This is a genomic window from Chengkuizengella sediminis (assembly GCF_010078385.1).
Taxonomy (GTDB): Bacteria; Bacillota; Bacilli; order Paenibacillales; family KCTC-33759; genus Chengkuizengella; species Chengkuizengella sediminis.
The window spans coordinates 51,332-70,823 of the sequence record NZ_SIJC01000015.1; the positions used below are offsets into that span (position 1 = coordinate 51,332).

16 protein-coding genes and 1 rRNA gene are annotated in these 19,492 nt (G+C 32.3%); 9 read left to right on the forward strand and 8 right to left on the reverse strand.

Features of this window, described 5'->3' with window-relative positions:
* Positions 1 to 305 precede the first annotated feature (305 nt).
* The 8 genes from noc to rpmH form a co-directional block, all read right to left on the reverse strand.
* The gene (noc, locus tag EPK97_RS19555; RefSeq protein ID WP_162038316.1) at positions 306 to 1,124 is read right to left on the reverse strand and encodes a nucleoid occlusion protein; all 819 of its coding nucleotides are present in this window, start codon (positions 1,122 to 1,124) and stop codon (positions 306 to 308) included.
* A gap of 494 nt (positions 1,125 to 1,618) precedes the next feature.
* Positions 1,619 to 2,332, reverse strand: coding sequence for a 16S rRNA (guanine(527)-N(7))-methyltransferase RsmG (gene rsmG, locus EPK97_RS19560; protein ID WP_162038317.1), 714 nt, complete (start codon positions 2,330 to 2,332; stop codon positions 1,619 to 1,621).
* Position 2,333: 1 nt separating this feature from the next.
* Complete coding sequence (mnmG, locus tag EPK97_RS19565; RefSeq protein ID WP_162038318.1) at positions 2,334 to 4,229, reverse strand: tRNA uridine-5-carboxymethylaminomethyl(34) synthesis enzyme MnmG; 1,896 nt, start codon at positions 4,227 to 4,229, stop codon at positions 2,334 to 2,336.
* A gap of 47 nt (positions 4,230 to 4,276) precedes the next feature.
* Positions 4,277 to 5,650, reverse strand: a complete 1,374-nt coding sequence (gene mnmE / locus EPK97_RS19570; RefSeq protein ID WP_162038319.1) for a tRNA uridine-5-carboxymethylaminomethyl(34) synthesis GTPase MnmE — start codon at positions 5,648 to 5,650, stop codon at positions 4,277 to 4,279.
* A 217-nt stretch (positions 5,651 to 5,867) separates the two neighbouring features.
* Positions 5,868 to 6,488, reverse strand: coding sequence for an RNA-binding cell elongation regulator Jag/EloR (jag, locus tag EPK97_RS19575; protein ID WP_162038320.1), 621 nt, complete (start codon positions 6,486 to 6,488; stop codon positions 5,868 to 5,870).
* Complete coding sequence (gene yidC, locus EPK97_RS19580) at positions 6,485 to 7,234, reverse strand: membrane protein insertase YidC (protein ID WP_240903897.1); 750 nt, start codon at positions 7,232 to 7,234, stop codon at positions 6,485 to 6,487. The genes jag and yidC overlap by 4 nt, the downstream gene beginning before the upstream one ends.
* 157 nt (positions 7,235 to 7,391) lie before the next feature.
* The gene (gene rnpA / locus EPK97_RS19585; protein ID WP_162038321.1) at positions 7,392 to 7,745 is read right to left on the reverse strand and encodes a ribonuclease P protein component; all 354 of its coding nucleotides are present in this window, start codon (positions 7,743 to 7,745) and stop codon (positions 7,392 to 7,394) included.
* Positions 7,746 to 7,922: 177 nt separating this feature from the next.
* Positions 7,923 to 8,057: a 50S ribosomal protein L34 gene (gene rpmH, locus EPK97_RS19590; RefSeq protein ID WP_160645993.1), complete on the reverse strand. Its 135-nt coding sequence runs from the start codon at positions 8,055 to 8,057 to the stop codon at positions 7,923 to 7,925.
* A 680-nt stretch (positions 8,058 to 8,737) separates the two neighbouring features.
* Between rpmH and dnaA the strand changes: the two genes are divergently transcribed.
* The 9 genes from dnaA to EPK97_RS19635 all read left to right on the forward strand — a co-directional run.
* Positions 8,738 to 10,093: a chromosomal replication initiator protein DnaA gene (gene dnaA, locus EPK97_RS19595; RefSeq protein ID WP_162038322.1), complete on the forward strand. Its 1,356-nt coding sequence runs from the start codon at positions 8,738 to 8,740 to the stop codon at positions 10,091 to 10,093.
* A 232-nt stretch (positions 10,094 to 10,325) separates the two neighbouring features.
* A complete protein-coding gene (gene dnaN / locus EPK97_RS19600) occupies positions 10,326 to 11,471 on the forward strand; it encodes a DNA polymerase III subunit beta (RefSeq protein ID WP_162038323.1) in 1,146 nt (381 codons plus the stop codon).
* 114 nt (positions 11,472 to 11,585) lie between these two features.
* Positions 11,586 to 11,801 carry a S4 domain-containing protein YaaA gene (gene yaaA / locus EPK97_RS19605; RefSeq protein WP_162038324.1) on the forward strand — a complete coding sequence of 72 codons (216 nt, stop codon included), beginning with the start codon at positions 11,586 to 11,588 and terminating at the stop codon, positions 11,799 to 11,801.
* A gap of 16 nt (positions 11,802 to 11,817) precedes the next feature.
* Positions 11,818 to 12,933, forward strand: a complete 1,116-nt coding sequence (recF, locus tag EPK97_RS19610) for a DNA replication/repair protein RecF (RefSeq protein ID WP_162038325.1) — start codon at positions 11,818 to 11,820, stop codon at positions 12,931 to 12,933.
* Between the two features lie 16 nt (positions 12,934 to 12,949).
* A complete protein-coding gene (gene remB, locus EPK97_RS19615) occupies positions 12,950 to 13,195 on the forward strand; it encodes an extracellular matrix regulator RemB (protein WP_162038326.1) in 246 nt (81 codons plus the stop codon).
* A 157-nt stretch (positions 13,196 to 13,352) separates the two neighbouring features.
* On the forward strand, positions 13,353 to 15,266 hold the full coding sequence (gyrB, locus tag EPK97_RS19620) for a DNA topoisomerase (ATP-hydrolyzing) subunit B (RefSeq protein WP_162038327.1): 1,914 nt from the start codon (positions 13,353 to 13,355) through the stop codon (positions 15,264 to 15,266).
* Positions 15,267 to 15,287: 21 nt separating this feature from the next.
* Positions 15,288 to 17,771, forward strand: coding sequence for a DNA gyrase subunit A (gene gyrA / locus EPK97_RS19625; RefSeq protein ID WP_162038328.1), 2,484 nt, complete (start codon positions 15,288 to 15,290; stop codon positions 17,769 to 17,771).
* An 88-nt stretch (positions 17,772 to 17,859) separates the two neighbouring features.
* Positions 17,860 to 18,909: an HD-GYP domain-containing protein gene (locus EPK97_RS19630; protein WP_162038329.1), complete on the forward strand. Its 1,050-nt coding sequence runs from the start codon at positions 17,860 to 17,862 to the stop codon at positions 18,907 to 18,909.
* A gap of 388 nt (positions 18,910 to 19,297) precedes the next feature.
* Positions 19,298 to 19,492 (forward strand): 16S ribosomal RNA (locus tag EPK97_RS19635); the annotation flags it as partial.

Consider the following 19,492-nt stretch of genomic DNA (forward strand, 5'->3'; position numbering starts at 1 on the left):
TGAGGAAATGGACTGATGAGATAAATATAGCAGTTAAATAAATACTAGATTAGTTATATTATATATTAGATTTGATCTTATAAAAACATATAATTTTGAATAATTCATGCAAATGAGTATATATTTGGATTTATACCATAATTCATAGGATAAGTCCTTTCTAACTATAAAATAACTCAATAAAAAATTATTAAAGGTAAAAATAAAACCTCCACCCTTATTATGACATGGAAGCTTTATCGTTATTTTTGTGATCTAAAAGTAACTGGATATTTATGTTTTCAATTTATTTTCATATTATAAATTTACTCTTTTTTAGGAATTTTAAAAGATATTTCATAATAATCATCGTAATCTTTTTCATCTTTTGTTATCTTTAAGCCTGAATCAACAACCATATCAAATGATTGACGTATTGTATTTACTGCCAAACGAATGTCCTTTGAAAAAGAGACTCTTTTAGATTTTTTTGATTTAGAGATTTCCTTATAAAGATTAACCCTAGCTTCTGTTTGTTTTACATTTAAATCTTTTTTAATCACTTCATCTAAAAGCTTAATTTGCAGCTCTTCGCTGTCTAATGAGAGCAAAGCTCTTGCATGTCTCTCAGTAATAGTTCTAGTTAACAAAGCAGATTTTACAGGTTCAGATAAGTTTAGTAAACGGAGTTTATTAGCTATCGTAGATTGGCTTTTCCCGATTCTTTGAGCTAAACTTTCTTGTGTTAGCTGGTGTATTTCTATTAATTTCTGATAAGCAATAGCTTCCTCTATAGAAGTGAGCCCTTCACGTTGTAAGTTTTCAATTAACGCAATTGAAGCAGCTTGAGAATCATTATATTCTTTTATAATTGCTGGAATAGTTTCTAAACTCAATTTTTTTACTGCTCTAAATCTTCTCTCACCTGCAATAATTTCAAATTTACTATCCCTCACTCGTACAACTATAGGTTGAATAACACCATGTGTTTTTATCGTTTGACACAATTCATCTATTTTGTCTTCATCAAAAACTTCCCTTGGTTGATATGGACTTGGAACAATCTCTTCTACTGGAATTGCTTTCACCTCAGCACCACTATTTCGATCTGAAAATCCAAGTAACTTTGTAAACTGATCTTTCATTATTTAATGACCACCTATCTCTCCTACTAGCTGTGACTATACTTTTTGTTTAAATCATACCGGTGAATGGAGTTAACTGAAAAAATTAAAATGTTAGGGTTTAACTATTCGCTCAACAAAAATAATCTTATGAAATTCATTCCTTAAGACGATTGGTTATTAAAAAGTACAGGTTTAATTGCATATTGTTTAAGCTATTACTATTAATGAAACTATATATGTAAGAAAATATTTATTAATATTAATTCTCCATTCATTTCTATATTCCTGCAACTTTAACAAATCTATCACATTCAAATTCAAAAATAAATCAAATACGGACTAGATTTCTTTTCGCTTTTATCAAGACTATCATAAAATAGTAGTAGATTCTTCAATGAAGAATCTTAAACGTGATTTTATGTTTCACGTGGAACATTAAAACCCCTAATCCCCAGAATCAAACAATTAATCATCACCTTTTCCAAATCAAGTAAACCTTTAATAGATTGTATTTAAACCAGTGGATTTTTGATTGGTGTACCTGGATTTCTGGGGTATTTTTTTGGAGTTGATCCTATTTTGTGAATAAATATAAAGTTTCGATCAGAATGGTCTGGTAATTGGAAATTGACTACCTTTGATAAAGATCCCTTTAGTTGTTTTAAACTATTACGTGCTTCATTTATCTCTTCAGATGTATTAGGACCTTTCATGGCTACAAATTGCCCTCCTTCTTTCACAAAAGGAAGACAATATTCGTTTAAGACGTTTAACTTAGCTACAGCTCTAGCGGTTACCAAATCAAAATGATCTCTGAGATTTTGATTTCTTCCAAGTTCTTCAGCTCTACCATGAATACATTCCACATCAGCAAGTTGTAATTCTGCAGTGAGATGATTCAGAAAACGAATTCTTTTCTTTAAAGAATCTACAATGGATATCTTTAAATGAGGAAACATAATTTTTAAGGGGATGCTCGGAAAACCAGCACCAGACCCAATATCAGCTATAGTTTTGAGTTGTGATATAGGTACATAAAAAGCTAAAGAAATGGAATCATAAAAATGTTTTATGAAAACCTGTTCTTTATCCGTAATAGCAGTTAAATTCATACGATCATTCCAGTCCACCAATATAAGAAAATATTTTTCAAATAAATCCCACTGTTCAGAAGAAATGCTCATATTATTATTTTTTAATAATAAAGAAAATTGTTTAAAGTTCATATTATCCTCTTCTCGCTGCCACAACTTTATTGTAATGCTCTAAATAAACTAATAATATAGAAATATCAGCAGGTGTTACTCCAGATATTCTTGAAGCTTGCCCAATTGAGATGGGTCTTATATCAGAAAGCTTTTGCCTTGCTTCTATAGCTATCCCTTGAACATCATCATAATCGATATCAGAAGGTATTTTTTTCTTCTCCATTTTTCTTAAACGCTTAACCTGGACAAGTTGTTTTTCTATATATCCAGAATATTTAATTTGAATTTCTACCTGTTCTTTTTCTTCTTCGGACAATTCAATTTCTGAAGGTGAAAATAATTCAATATGATGATATAAAATTTCTGGTCTACGCAATAATGATGCTGCATCCACTGAATTATTTAAAATAGTGGAATTTACTTCTTCCAACTTTTGTTGCACTTCTGGATTAGGTCTAATTTTTGTCGATTTTAGTCGAATAAGCTCGTTTTCTATTTTTTTACTTTTTTCCATAAATTTAACATATCTGCTCTCTGGTATTAACCCAATTTCGTAACCAGTAGGAGTTAAACGTAAATCAGCATTATCATGCCTTAACAATAAACGATATTCTGCACGTGAAGTTAACAATCGATAGGGTTCATTTGTTCCTTTCGTCACTAAATCATCAATTAGAACCCCTATATATCCTTGAGAACGCTGAATAATAACAGGTTCTTCTCCCTTCACTTTTCTGGCTGCATTAATACCGGCCATGATCCCCTGCCCAGCTGCTTCTTCATATCCAGAAGTTCCATTAATTTGACCAGCAGTATATAAATTCGAAATTCTTTTTGTTTCCAACGTAGGCCACAGCTGTGTTGGAACTACTGCATCATACTCAATTGCATATCCAGTTCGCATCATCTGAACATTTTCCAAACCAGGAATGGATTGTAATATTTTTAACTGAACATCCTCAGGCATACTAGTTGATAATCCCTGTACGTAATACTCAGTGGTGTACCTTCCTTCAGGCTCCAAAAATATTTGATGTTTTGGTTTATCGCTAAAACGCACAATTTTATCTTCTATAGATGGACAATATCTCGGACCAGTACCTTCAATCACTCCAGAATACATAGGGGCACGAGATAAATTGTTATTAATGGTTTCATGTGTTTCTCTCGATGTATAGGTTAACCAACAAGGTAATTGTTCTTTGTCAATACCTTTAGTTGTTTCAAATGAAAAATGTTTAGGATTTTTATCCCCTGGCTGTTCTTCTGTTTTAGAAAAATCAATCGTATCTTTATGAACTCTAGGCGGAGTTCCTGTTTTAAATCGAACTAAATCAAAACCTAATGATTTTAAACAATCAGAAAGCTTAATAGAAGGCTGTTGGTTATTTGGACCACTTTCATATATAACCTCACCCATGATGACTTTACCACGTAAATAAGTACCTGTAGTAAGAACGACTGTTTCACTTCTAAATTCGGCTCCTGTTTTCGTAACAACACCGACGCAAACTCCATTTTCAACAATTAATTCTTCTACCATTCCTTGTTGCAAAGTTAAGTTATCCTGTTTTTCTATCGTTTCTTTTAAAGCATTCTGATAAAAAAACTTGTCTGCTTGTGCTCGCAATGCATGAACAGCAGGTCCCTTTCCAGTGTTTAACATCCTTAACTGGATATAAGTTTTGTCAATATTTCTACCCATCTCTCCACCTAAAGCATCAATTTCTCTAACAACATGGCCCTTTGCTGGTCCTCCAATAGAAGGATTACATGGCATAAAAGCGACCATATCCAAATTAATCGTGATTAATAATGTTTGACATCCCATTCTTGCAGCAGCTAATGCAGCCTCACATCCAGCGTGACCAGCTCCAATGACAATAACATCATACTCACCAGCTTGATACCCCATTTATTTTAGCCCTCCTTTACCTATTTTTTTCATTTATTAATTGATACTTATTTACCCAGGCAAAATTGGGAAAAGATTTGATCGATTAACGATTCACTAACTGCATCACCAATCACTTCACCTAAGTCTTCCCAAGCATTTCTAATATCAATTTGAAGCATGTCAATTGGAATATCATGTGTCCCTTTTAATGCTTCTTCTAATGATCTCTTTGCTTTATTTAAAAGATGAATGTGTCTTACATTACTCACATACGAAGAATCTGTAGACTCTATTTTTCCATTGAAAAACATGTTTGCAATAACTTTCTCTAGTTCGGATTGACCTTGGTCATTTTTAATTGACATTTTTACAATCTGTTCTTCAGTAAATTGATTCGTCAACTGGTTTAGTTCTATTTTATTAGGTAAGTCTGTTTTATTTAAAACGACAATAACCTGCTTATTTTTAAGTTCGTGAAATAACTTAATTTCATCATCATGTATTGGCTCATTTTGATTGATTACAAATAAAACTAATTCCGCATCTTTAAGCGATTCTTTTGATCTCTCAACCCCAATTTTTTCAACAACATCACTAGTTTCTCGCAAACCTGCTGTATCTAATAATTTTAATGGAACTCCACCTACAGTAACATATTCTTCAATCACATCTCTTGTCGTTCCAGGAATATCGGTAACAATGGCTTTGTTTTCCCTCGCTAATAAATTTAATAAAGATGACTTGCCAACATTGGGTCTGCCAATAATAGCTGTTACAATTCCTTCTCTTAAAATTTTCCCCTGATTTGCATTCTTTAATAATTCATCAATGATTAAAATAGCTTGGCTGCATTTATCTGCAATATACTTATAAGTAAGTTCCTCAACATCATGTTCAGGATAATCAATATTTACTTCAATATGAGCCATCAATTCAATAAGTAATTTTCTTAAATTCACAATTTTATCTGATAATGAACCCTCTACTTGTTTCATGGCAACAGAATAAGCTCGATCCGACTTAGAACGTATAAGATCGATAACTGCTTCAGCTTGTGTTAAATCAATTCTACCGTTTAAAAAAGCCCTTTTAGTAAACTCTCCAGGTTCTGCTAAACGAGCGCCATTTAGCAACAATAATTCCAATGTTTTTTTAACTGCTATTAATCCACCATGACAACTAATTTCAACTACATTTTCTTTTGTAAAAGATCTTGGGGCTAACATCACAGTTAACAAGACCTCATCTACTTTCAGCCCTGTATCTGATTCTTTTATGTACCCATATTGCACAGTATGGGTTTTCATATCAGAAGCTTTCTGTTTTGCATAAAAAATGGTATCAGCAATGGAAACGGCTTCAGGACCACTAATACGAATCATTGCAATACCACCTTCACCAAGCGGTGTTGAAATGGCGGCAATTGTATCGGAAATCATGAACACACCTCTTTATCCCGTAATATTACCTTTTATCAATTTATCATTCACAAATTCACTTTCAAATTATAAAAAAAGATTCCTTTTACTTTCAATTAAAGCTATTTTTAAAATTCTTAAACAAGCTCCAAATGGTAAAAAAGCAATGGCTCATTCAATAAATAATAAGCCATTGCAGAAAATGAATAACCATATTTTAAATCATAAGATAATAATTTCACTTTAATGAAACAACCACGTACCTATTAGGTTCTTTTCCTTCACTTTTAGTATTTATTTTAGGATGGTCCTGCAAATACGTATGGATAATCTTACGATCCTGTGGCGACATTGGTTCAAGAGAAACATCTCTTTTATATCTAATCACTCGGTCAGCAATTTTACCAGCCAATTGCTCAAGTGTCTTCTTCCTTTTTTCGCGAAAATTTTCTGCATCTAGTAAAACTCTATGGTATGAATTAGCATATCGATTTGCAACAATATTAACTAAATACTGTAGTGAATCCAATGTTTGTCCTCTTCTACCAATTAAAATACCGACTTCTGATCCAGTAAGATTAATAAATTTTTCATTATCTTGCCTTTGCCCAATTTCAACGCTGACATCTAACTTCATCTTGTCCACAATATCTTTTAAAAATTCAAAGGCTTCATCAACAACATCAGAAATATACTCTAAATCAACCTTTGCATCCTTAGAACCGATTAAACCTAAAAATCCTTTTGTAGGTTCCTCAATAATATGTACCTTTACTTTGTCTTCAGTTGTGTTTAATTGCGCTAAACCAGATTGAACAGCATCTTCAATCGTTTTACCGGTTACAGAAATTTTTTTCACTTAGAAAGACCTCCCTCTTTTGGAGCCTTACTTTTTTTGTTTCCGTATATAAAATAGGATTGAATAATTGTAAAGATATTACCATACACCCAGTATAAAGGTAAGGCGGATGGGAATGTTAATGCCATTACAAATATTAGTACAGGGAAGATCATCATAATCCCTTGCATACCTGCCATTTGGTTATTCATTTGAGACGACATCATCTTACTTTGAAGATATGTTGTTATTGCCGCTAATATAGGTAAAACATATGGATCTCTTTCACCTAATTGCAACCATAAAAATGTACTGTTACTAATTAAATCATTACGCATGATCGCATTATATAAAGCGATTAGGATCGGCATTTGCACTATAAGTGGTAAACAACCCGCCAATGGATTTATCCCATTTTTTTGGAACAATCTCATGGTTTCTTCCTGTTGCTTTTTCGGATCGGTTTTATATTTTTCTTTTAATTTTTTTATTTCAGGTTGAATTTCTTGCATTTGTTTGGAACTGCGAATCTGTTTTAAAGTAAGTGGTAAAATCAACAATCTTATAATAATCGTTACAATAAGAATAGATATACCATAGTTACTATAAGGAAGATCTGCAAACCAATCTAAAGAAAATGAAAGAGGATGAACAAAATACTTATCCCAAAACCCGTTACTAGGATCTATGGGGTCCTCCATACTACAACCAGCTAGTAAAACTGTTAAAGATAACAATACAAGAAGTAATGGCAAACGACGTGACAAAATTAAATTCCTCCTAACCTACTATCCACATCTTTATAAGTTTCAATATAAACTATATCATAATTTAATCAACAAATAAACAAAACTCAATTCACTTAGAAGCTTAGCTTTATTGATTAATTGGATCTAGAAATGATTAAATACGCTAATCTTTCTTCTAATTTCCTCTAGCTTTTTTCGTTAATATGGACGCTTTACGTAATACATGTAAGATGCTTTTTTCCATTTGATGATATTCCATATGAACAGCTGGTTTTCTAACAATAATAATGAAATCATAACTGGGAGCTACTTTATCTTCGTGATGTCTTACTATTTCTTTAATGACTCTACGCATTCTATTTCTAACTACCGCATTTCCTGTTTTTTTACTTACGGAAATACCTAAGCGAAAATGATGAATTGAATTTTGTTTGTAATAAACCACAAACTGATGATTCGCAATAGATTTTCCATAACGATATATGAAATTAAAATCTTCCTTCTTTTTTAGACGAAATTTATTTTCCATATTAAACGCTCCATATATCATCGTTTCATATTAGATAAGTACTCTAATAGTTAATATTTTTCACACTTCAATCCATATTTAAACTAAAAAGAAAAAAGACCACAGTAAGTGGTCATCTCAAATACTTTACTAAAGCCCTATTTCATTGAGCATAGGTCTTCTACCAGTAAAGTTCATTTACGCACTTAAAATTTTTCTACCCTTTCTACGACGAGCAGTTAAAACTTTGCGTCCATTTTTTGAATTCATTCTTTTACGGAATCCATGTACTTTTTTACGTTTTCTTGTGTTTGGTTGAAAAGTTGGTTTCATTTATCGCACCCCCTTAAGGAATTGCATTTCGCATAATAATCCTTATACATTAAATCATTTTGCTTTCAAAAAGTCAACTTTTATATCCCCTCATTTTTTTCCTCTACTTAATTTATTAACATGTGGGCAAAATAAACGAAATAAAACATATTGGTAATCCAAAAAATAGTACTTGAACATGTGTGTGGATAAAAAATTATCAGATTTAGAAAAATGTCGATTCATCAACAATTAAAGAACAATTTGTCGCTTTGTAAATAAAAAAATATGCACAGGATGTGCACTTGTGGATAATGTTCAGAAATTGATTGAAATATAAAGATTTATTTGCTATGATGAAAATGCTCTATCTTGTGGATATGTAGTAAAAACCATATCATTTATCAACATTCTGTGGATATAGTTGTGAACAACTTATATAATTGTGAATATTTTATCCCTAGAATGGTTTTTTTGTGGGTAAAATAGAATTTTTCGACATAAAAAGATATCTTCTCTTAATAAAATCATAGTAGTTTTTTATCCACAATCAGTTTTTAATACCTAGTAAAAACTGATTACAATATAGACTCGTTTTTCATAAATTAGTAAAAAATCAATACTAATTGAACTCATCAAAATTTTTTTCAACAATTCTTCCATAAAAGATTTTTTTAAAGGTTAAAGGAGTGAATGCATTCATGGAAGATTATCCTGATCAGCTTTGGCAGAAAATTTTATCCATATTACAAACAAAAGTGAGTAAACCTAGTTACGATACTTGGTTAAAATCAACAAAAGTAAAAGTATTTAATGAATCTGTATTGTTGGTTTGCGCACCAAATATGTTTGCAAAGGAGTGGCTGGAAAATCGCTACATAAAACTAATTAGCAATGCGGTTTTTGAAACTACTGGCCGTAAAGTAGAGGTTAAAATAGTGATTGAAGACGAGGAAGTCATTCCTGACGTTATACCAGCGCCGAAAAAAAAGACAAAACAAAAGATTACAACAAATGAAGAGTCTTTACCACCGATGTTAAATGCTAAATATACTTTTGATACGTTTGTCATTGGTTCTGGTAATCGATTTGCACATGCTGCCTCCTTAGCTGTAGCTGAAGCTCCAGCAAAAGCCTATAATCCTTTATTTTTATACGGTGGAGTTGGGTTAGGAAAAACTCATTTAATGCATGCGATTGGACATTATATTATAGAACATCACCCTAAAACCAAGGTATTATATATTTCATCAGAAAAATTTACGAATGAGTTTATTAATGCTATACGTGATAATCGTGGTGAATCTTTTAGAAATAAATATAGAAATATCGATATATTATTAATTGATGATATCCAATTTTTAGCAGGTAAAGAACAAACACAGGAAGAATTTTTCCATACATTTAATGCACTGCATGAGGAATCAAAACAAATTATTATATCTAGTGATCGACCACCTAAAGAAATTCCAACATTAGAAGAAAGACTTCGTTCAAGGTTTGAATGGGGACTTATCACAGATATTCAACCTCCTGATTTAGAAACAAGAATTGCCATACTTAGAAAAAAAGCAAAAGCTGAAAATTTAGATGTGCCAAATGAAGCCATGGTATATATAGCAAGTCAAATTGATACTAACATTAGAGAACTTGAAGGTGCGTTGATACGTGTTGTAGCTTATTCCTCTTTAATAAATGAGGATATATCTGCAGAGTTAGCAAGAAATGCATTAAAAGATATTATACCTTCTAGTCGACCAAGAGTCATTACTGTTGAGGATATTCAAAAAATAACAGGTGCACACTACGGTTTAAATATTGAAGATTTTAAAGCTAGAAAAAGAACAAAATCAGTAGCATTTCCAAGACAAATTGCTATGTATTTGTCAAGAGAACTTACTGACCTATCCCTTCCTAAAATAGGAGAAGCCTTTGGAGGAAGAGATCATACAACCGTAATTCATGCTTATGATAAAATATCAAAATCATTAAAAAATGATCAGGAATTATATAAAGTTGTCCACAATATCACAAGTAAAATTAAAAACCCTTCATAATATCACCAGCCTATGCACAATTTACTCACATGTGAATAGGCTGAAATATTGTACATAAATTAAAGTTATCCACATATTCAGTGTCCCTACTACTTATACTAAAAAAAATATAAAATATAATATTATAGAATACCCGGTTTAAAAAAGTATTCATACAACTAACAAAACTTAATTTATAACCGACTTAAATGATAATAAATAAAGATCAGAAAAATAGTTTGGAGATGGAAATATGGAATTTAAAATTTTAAAAAATAAACTGCATGAGTCCATTCAACATGTTTCAAAAGCAATAACCAACAGAACAACAATCCCCATTTTAAGTGGAATCAAAATTGATGCTCATGATCAAGAAGTTATTTTAACAGCAAGTGATACAGAAATTTCTATTCAAAGTTTCATTCCTAAAGAAGAAAAAGAAATTCAAAATATTGAAATAAAAAAAGAAGGCAGTGTAGTATTACCTGCTAAATTTTTTGTGGAGATTATAAGAAAACTACCAGGTGAATACGTAGAAATTGAAGTGAATTCACAATTTCAAACCATCATTAAATCAGGAACATCTGAACTTCAAATCATTGGTCTTGATCCAGAAGAATATCCAGTACTTCCATCTGTGGAAGAAAACAACTCGATTATGTTAGCAAGTGATCTATTAAAATCCATGATTAAACAAACCTCCTTTGCAATATCAACCAATGAAAGTACACCGATTTTAACAGGGATTTTATGGAGTGTTTCCAATGAAAATTTGAAATTTGTCGCAACGGATCGTCATCGTTTAGCAAGCAGAGAAATTTCAAATCTAGATATGAACTTAGATTTAAATCTTCAAAATATTGTTATTTCAGGAAAAACGCTGAATGAATTAAATAAATTATTACCTGATCAAAATAGTATGATTCACATTGTATTTGCTAATAATCAAGTATTATTTAAAATTGATTCTATATTATTTTATACTCGAATATTAGATGGAATTTATCCAGATACTTCAAAAATCATTCCACAAGTTTTCAAAACGGAAATTACTGTACCAACAAAGATGTTTTTAGAAGCGATAGATCGTGCATATTTATTATCAAAAGAAAATCAAACAAACATTGTTAAAATGATTGTAAAAGATCATGAGGAAATCGAAATTACATCTAGTTTAACTTCTTTAGGTAAAATAACAGAACAAGTAAAAGCGGAAAAAATTGAAGGAGAATTAATACAAATATCCTTTAATTCAAAATATATGCTTGATGCCTTAAAAGTAATTGATAGTGATCATATTCAAATCGGTATTACGGGAACGATGAGTCCAATTATTATTAAACCAAGTGACAATACCAACATGCTTCATTTAATTTTACCTTATCGCACAACAAATTGATAAAGAAAACTCGCTGTTTGGCAAACCTTAGGGGGAGATACACTTATACTTTATTCAATTAAATTTTTGTAGATAATTTAAAGTACTAAAGAACGCTTGAAAGGATAAGTCAAAATGGAAATCATAAAAATTAAAGATGAATATATTACATTAGGACAATTTTTAAAATTAACGAATCATATTTCTACCGGAGGGCAAGCCAAGCCATTTTTACAAGAAAATAGGATATACATCAATGGTTCGCTTGATAATCGAAGAGGTAGAAAAATCGTTCCAGGCGATGAAGTGAAAATCAATGAAACTGGGGATTACAAAGTGACTAATTTGTAACTCAGGGGGAATCTTTTTGTTTTTAAAAAAACTAACTTTAAACAATTATCGCAACTATCAATCTATAGATATCAATCTTGATCATAATATCAATATATTTATAGGTCCAAATGCTCAGGGAAAAACGAATTTACTCGAAGCCATTTACGTTATGGCTTTAACCAAATCACATCGTACAAACACGGACAAAGAATTGATCGGATGGGGATTTGATGAAACATCGATGTATTGTGAGATTGAAAAAAAATACGGAAATAATAAATTAGAAATTCATCTTTCTCAAAAAGGGAAAAAAGTAAAGGTGAATGGACTTGAGCAAAGAAAGCTTAGTGATTTTATTGGGGTGTTAAATGTCGTTATGTTTGCACCTGAAGATTTAGAAATTGTAAAAGGATCACCTAGAATACGTCGTAGATTTATTGATATGGAATTAGGTCAAGTTCACCCTAGTTATATTTATGATTTACAGCAATATCAAAGAATATTAAATCAAAGAAATAATTTATTAAAGCAGCATCATAGTGCAACGGACAAGCATTTAAACGATTTATTAACGATATGGGATCAACAATTCGCCCAGTTCGGTATTAAAATCATCAAAAAACGTCAACACTTTATAACAAAATTACAAATGTGGACTGAACAAATTCATTCAAGTATTACAAACGGGAAGGAGAATTTAAAAGTCATTTACAAACCTTCATTTGAATTTGAACAATTTGATGATGAAACTGTTTTAATTGATCAATTTATGTTAAAGTTAACAAAGATGCGAGAACAGGAATTAAAGAGAGGAATCACCCTAATAGGACCACATCGTGATGATCTTCTTTTTTTAATTAATGATAAAGAGGTTCATACATTCGGATCCCAAGGTCAACAAAGAACAACAGCACTATCCATAAAACTTGCAGAAATTGAGCTCATAAACGAAGAAGTAGGTGAATATCCTCTTCTTCTATTAGACGATGTATTGTCAGAACTTGATCAATATCGTCAAACACAACTTATTGAAACCTTTCAAGACAAAGTTCAAACCTTTATTACTACAACAGGTGTTGAAAGTGTGAATTTATCTAAACTAAATGAAGCCAAACTATTTCATGTGTTAGAAGGCACAGTGACTGTTTAGGATTGGAGTGAAGGGGTTGTTTATTCACCTTGGAGGAGATAAGATTTTAAAGGCATCCGAATTAGTTGCAATATTTGATTTATCCATTGATAAATCATTTGTTGTTTTAGAACCATTTATCAATCATGTTACAGTACAAAATAAGGTTGAAAAGATCTCTAAAGAAAAACCAAAATCACTGATCATTTCAACTACAAAAATATATTATTCACCCATTTCATCTGCCACATTAAAGAAAAGAGCGAATTTTTTACATATTTGATAGATTGTTCAAAAAAAATCCCCACTTTGTCAGCACAGGAAGTGCTGATCCTATATTAGTCACAAGGTTGTGACTGATTTTAAGTAGGGTGCTGAAAACGAAACTTTTTGAACGTTTTTAAGTTGTTTTTTATTCTACACAAGTAGGTGAAGCAAAAATGTCATTGAATCAACCACAAAACAATGCGTATGATGAAAATCAAATTCAAGTACTAGAAGGACTTGAAGCTGTAAGGAAAAGACCTGGGATGTATATCGGTTCAACTGGAGTGAAAGGACTTCACCATTTAGTATGGGAAGTTGTTGATAACAGTATAGATGAAGCTATGGCCGGGTATTGTACAACAATAGATGTTATCGTTAATGAAGATAATAGTATAACTGTAAAGGATAATGGACGAGGTATACCTGTTGGTGAACATCCAAAAATGAAACGTCCGGCATTAGAGGTCGTTATGACGGTACTGCATGCTGGAGGTAAATTTGGTGGAGAAGGATATAAGGTTTCTGGAGGATTACACGGAGTAGGTGTATCCGTAGTGAACGCACTTTCCAAATTAGTGATAGTGCAAGTAAGAAGGGACGGTAAAATACATCAGCAAGAATATCGTTATGGTGCTCCTCAGTATGATTTGAAGATCGTTGGTGAAACAGAAGAAACGGGTACACAAACTACCTTCATACCAGATGACGAAATTTTTAAGGAAACAACAATATACGATTACGATATTTTGCAATCTCGAATTCGTGAACTAGCATTTTTAAACAAAGGCATCGAAATTAATTTGGTAGATAAACGTACTGAAAAAGAAAAGTCTTTCAAATATGAAGGTGGGATCATTTCGTTTGTTGAATATCTAAATCGAAATCGTGAACCTATACATGAACTTCCTATTTACGTTGAAGGAGGAAAAGATCACATTAATGTGGAAATTTCCTTGCAATATAACGATGGTTATAGTGAAAATATTTATTCCTTTGCCAATAATATAAATACACATGAGGGCGGGACACATGAGTCCGGTTTTAAAAGTGCTCTAACTAGAATTTTAAATAACTATGCTAAAAAAAATCAATTGTTGAAAAACAATGAAGCTAATTTCTCTGGTGATGATGTTCGTGAAGGAATCACAGCCATTATCTCCGTGAAAATCCCAGAACCTCAGTTTGAAGGTCAAACTAAAACTAAACTAGGTAACGGTGAGGCAAGAAGTATTGTTGAATCTGTTTTCTCTGAAAAGTTGTCTGAATTTTTAGAAGAAAATCCTTCAATTGCTAAACAAATTATTGAAAAATCACTTCAAGCTGCTAGAGCTAGAGAAGCTGCACGTAAAGCAAGAGAAGCTACGAGAAGAAAAAGTGCATTAGAGGTTAGTTCCTTACCTGGCAAGTTAGCAGATTGCTCCTCTAAAGATGCTTCCATTAGTGAATTATATATCGTCGAGGGAGATTCAGCGGGTGGTTCAGCCAAGCAAGGAAGAGACCGACATTATCAAGCGATACTGCCTTTACGAGGAAAAATACTAAATGTTGAAAAAGCAAGGTTAGATAGAATATTAGGAAATGCAGAAATACGGGCTATTATTACTGCGCTAGGTACAGGGATTGGTGAAGAATTTAATATAGAAAAAGCTAGGTATCATAAAATTATTATTATGACTGATGCCGACGTTGATGGTGCACATATACGCACATTACTATTAACCTTCTTATATCGATATATGAGACCTGTTATAGAATCAGGATACATTTATATCGCACAACCTCCTTTATATAAAATAGAAAAAGGAAAAGTCATTCAATATGCATATAATGAAACTCAGAAGAATGAGATCATTGAGAAATTAAGTGGTAAAGTAAACATTCAACGTTACAAAGGTCTTGGCGAGATGGATGCTGGACAATTGTGGGAAACAACCATGGATCCTGAAAGTCGAACATTATTGCAAGTAACCATCGAAGATGCGATGGATGCCGACGCTATATTTGATACATTAATGGGAGACAATGTAGAACCAAGAAGAGATTTTATACAACAACATGCTAAATATGTTAGTAATATAGATATCTAATTAGGAAGTTATGGTGAGAACATGGCTGATGAAATACGTTCAAATGTAGAAAATAGGGATATTCGTACAGAAATGCAATCCTCTTTTATGGATTATGCTATGAGTATTATTGTAAGCCGCGCATTACCAGATGTAAGGGATGGTTTAAAACCTGTTCATAGGAGAATATTATATGCAATGTCTGAGCTGGGGATGTCACCTGACAAACCATTTAAAAAGTCAGCACGTATTGTTGGTGAGGTTTTAGGTAAATACCATCCACATGGAGATTCCGCTGTTTATGAAACAATGGTAAGGATGGCACAGGACTTTTCACTTCGCTATATGTTAATTGAAGGACATGGAAACTTTGGTTCGATTGATGGAGATTCCGCTGCAGCTCAACGTTATACGGAAGCGCGCCTTTCAAAAATAGCGATGGAAATGTTAAGAGATATTAATAAAGAAACCGTTGATTATGCAGATAATTATGATGGTGAAGAAAAAGAACCCGTTGTTTTACCAGCACGTTTTCCAAATTTATTAGTAAATGGAGTTTCAGGAATTGCTGTAGGAATGGCTACTAATATTCCACCTCATAACCTTGGAGAAGTCATTGATGGTGTGTTGGAGTTAATTAAAAACCCGGATCTAACTCCAATTGATTTAATGGAGTATATCAGTGGACCAGATTTTCCAACAGGTGGTTATATTTTAGGAAGACAGGGGATTAGACAAGCTTATACTACAGGTCGTGGTTCAGTTACCATGAGAGCTAAAGCAGAAATTGAAGAGAATGAGTCTACAAACAAAGCAAAAATTATTGTTAATGAATTACCGTATCAGGTGATAAAAGCAAGATTGATAGAAAAAATTGCAGAATTAGTTAGAGACAAAAAAATTGAAGGTATTACTGATCTTAGAGATGAATCAGATCGAAATGGAATGAGGATCGTAATTGAACTTCGTAGGGATTCAAATCCTCATGTTATTCTCAATAACTTATACAAACAAACATCTATGCAAATCAATTTTGGTGTAAATATGTTGGCTTTAGTTAATGGTGAACCTAAAGTATTAAACATAAAAGATATTTTGCATCACTATATTCAACATCAAATCGAAGTAATTGAAAGACGTACTCAATTTGATTTAAAGAAAGCAGAAGCAAGAGCACATATTTTAGAAGGATTACGAATTGCATTAGATCATTTAGACAAAGTGATTGCATTGATTCGTGCCTCTAGAACAACAGAAGAAGCTAGAGAAGGGTTAATGAATCAATTTGATTTGAGTCATGAACAATCTCAAGCCATTTTGGATATGCGTCTCCAACGTTTAACAGGCTTAGAAAGAGATAAAATTGAAGACGAGTATCAGGAACTATTAAAGAAAATTGCAGAATTACGTGCGATATTAGCTGATGAGCAATTAGTATTAAACATTATTAGAGAAGAATTACTAGAAATTAAAAATAAATTTGGAGATGAAAGACGCTCTGAGATTACAGCTGGTGATTTAGATATTTTAGATGAAGATCTAATCCCACAAGAAGATGTTCTTATTTCCATTTCACATACTGGTTACATTAAACGTATACCTGTTACAACATATCGAAGTCAAAAACGTGGCGGTAGAGGTGTTATTGGGATGGGAACTAAGGATGATGATTTTGTTGAACATCTGTTTGTAACCAACACCCACCATTATTTAATGTTCTTTACGAATAAAGGAAAAGTATATCGTTTGAAGGGTTATGAAATTCCTGAACAAAGTAGGACATCTAAAGGGACACCGATCATTAATCTAATGCAAATCGAACCAGGGGAATATGTGAATGCTGTATTTCCGATTGAAAGCTTTGAAAGTGAACATAACCTTTTCTTTGCTACGAAGAAAGGAATTGTAAAGAAAACGAGTATTCAAGAATATAAAAATATTCGAAAAGGTGGGCTTATCGCTATTACCATTCGTGAAGACGATGAACTAATCGGAGTAAAACTTACGGATGGGAATCAAGAGATTATAATGGGAACTCAGCAAGGAATGTCCATTCGATTCTCTGAAAAAGATGTTCGTACTATGGGGCGTTCAGCTTCAGGTGTAAAGGGAATAACGATTTCGGAAAATGATCAAGTCATTGATATGGATGTTGTAGATGACGACAATGATGTATTGATTGTCACAGCAAAAGGTTACGGTAAAAGAACTCCAATGTCTGAATATCGATCTCAGACTAGAGGTGGTAAAGGTATAAAAACAATCAATGTAACCGACAAAAATGGTTCGGTGGTTGGTTTAAAAATTGTTCACAATGATGAGGATTTAATGATTATCACTTCTCTTGGTACCATCATACGTACAAGCATGTCTGAGATTTCAACAATGGGTAGGAACACTCAAGGTGTTAGATTGATTAATATCAGAGAAGAAGACCAAGTAGCTACGGTAACTCAGGTCGAAAAAAGTGAAGAAAATGAAGAAACTGAAGAAACTGATGGAGTTGATTCAGAAGCAACGGAATAAAGGTTTTTATATACCTTAAGAAGTTTAAACCAAGGACAGAATATTTATTTATTCTGTCCTTAAATTCAGTTAAGGGGTGGTGATTTTAATGAAAAGAGTAGGTGTATCGCAAATACAAAAGGGAGATCAATTAGTAGAAGATGTGACTACAATGCTAGGTGGAACTTTATTTCATAAGGGGACTATTTTACGAGATAGAGAGATTGAGATTTTAACTGCATTTTTAGTTAATAACGTGGTTGTAGAGATGGAACAAGACGAAGAGATAAACGATGAGAAATTATCCATACTCAATAATGATTTGACAAATGAATATCAAGAGGTATTTTCTTTTATTAAAAAAGTATTTTTGAATGTTCACTCTGACAATATACCTTTATTGGAAGTGCGCACAAAGTTAGAATCACTCATTTCCCTAATTCATCAATATGATATTTTATTATTTGCACCACCAATAACAGATTCTAAAGATTATTATATTCATAAAAGCATCAAAGTAAGTATGACTTCTTATTTACTAGCTAAATGGAGTAATCTACCTCAAAAAGACTGGATTCAAGTTAGTATCTCGGGGTTACTACATGATATAGGAAACACGAAAATTGATCCTGATATATTACATAAGTCTGAAAGATTAAACTCCGAGGAGATTCAAGAAATTAAAAAACATACTATTCATGGATATCATATACTTAAAGATGTAACGGGGATTAATGAAGGAGTAAAATTAGCAGCCCTTCAGCATCACGAAAAAAGTGATGGTAGCGGGTATCCGTTGGGTTCTGATAAAAACAAAATACATCTATATGCGAAAATTGTAGCTGTAGCAGATATATTTCATGCAATGACTAGTAATAAGAACTATAAAGAAAAGATTTCACCATATCTAGCATTAGAAGAAATTCAAAAGCAATCCTTTGGGAAATTGGAACCAAGTATAGTTCATACCTTTATCAAAAAACTGACTGAATTTCAAAATGGAAGTATAGTAAAATTAAATAATAATATGATTGGAGAAATCGTATTCTTTGATCAAAACAATCCAACTAGACCATGGGTTAATGTAGAAGGACAAATTATTAATTTAGATCAAGAACGTGATTTGTATATTGAACAATATTTAAAAAAAAATAAATAAAAGTGTAATAGAATAAATATATTAAATATGATATGCATAGAATGATAGATAGATCATATTTTTCAAAAAAAGTACTTGCATTAGCTCATTCATTCGTGGTATATTTATCAAGTCGCCGCTGAGACGGCAGACGCAAATGAAAAAATGCTTGACAATAAACGGATAAATGTTATATAATGATCTAGTCGCCATAAAATGAATAGCGACAAAAAAAGAAAAACTTGCACCTTGAAAACTGAATAACGAGTGAACTTAAGGAGACCTGAAAGATTTTCAGGAATCCAAACAAATAGCTCAAAAGTTTTAAACTTTTGGGAACCCGGATATAACATGTAACAAAGAATGAGCCAAGCGCTCTAAATGGTTGTGATCGTGAGATTGCAACTCTTTAATGGAGAGTTTGATCCTGGCTCAGGACGAACGCTGGCGGCGTGCCTAATACATGCAAGTCGAACGAAGATCTTAAAAAGCTTGCTTTTTAAGATCTTAGTGGCGGACGGGTGAGTAACACGTAGGTAACCTGCCTATAAGCCTGGGATAACTAGTGGAAACATTAGCTAATACCGGATAAGGTCATCTCATC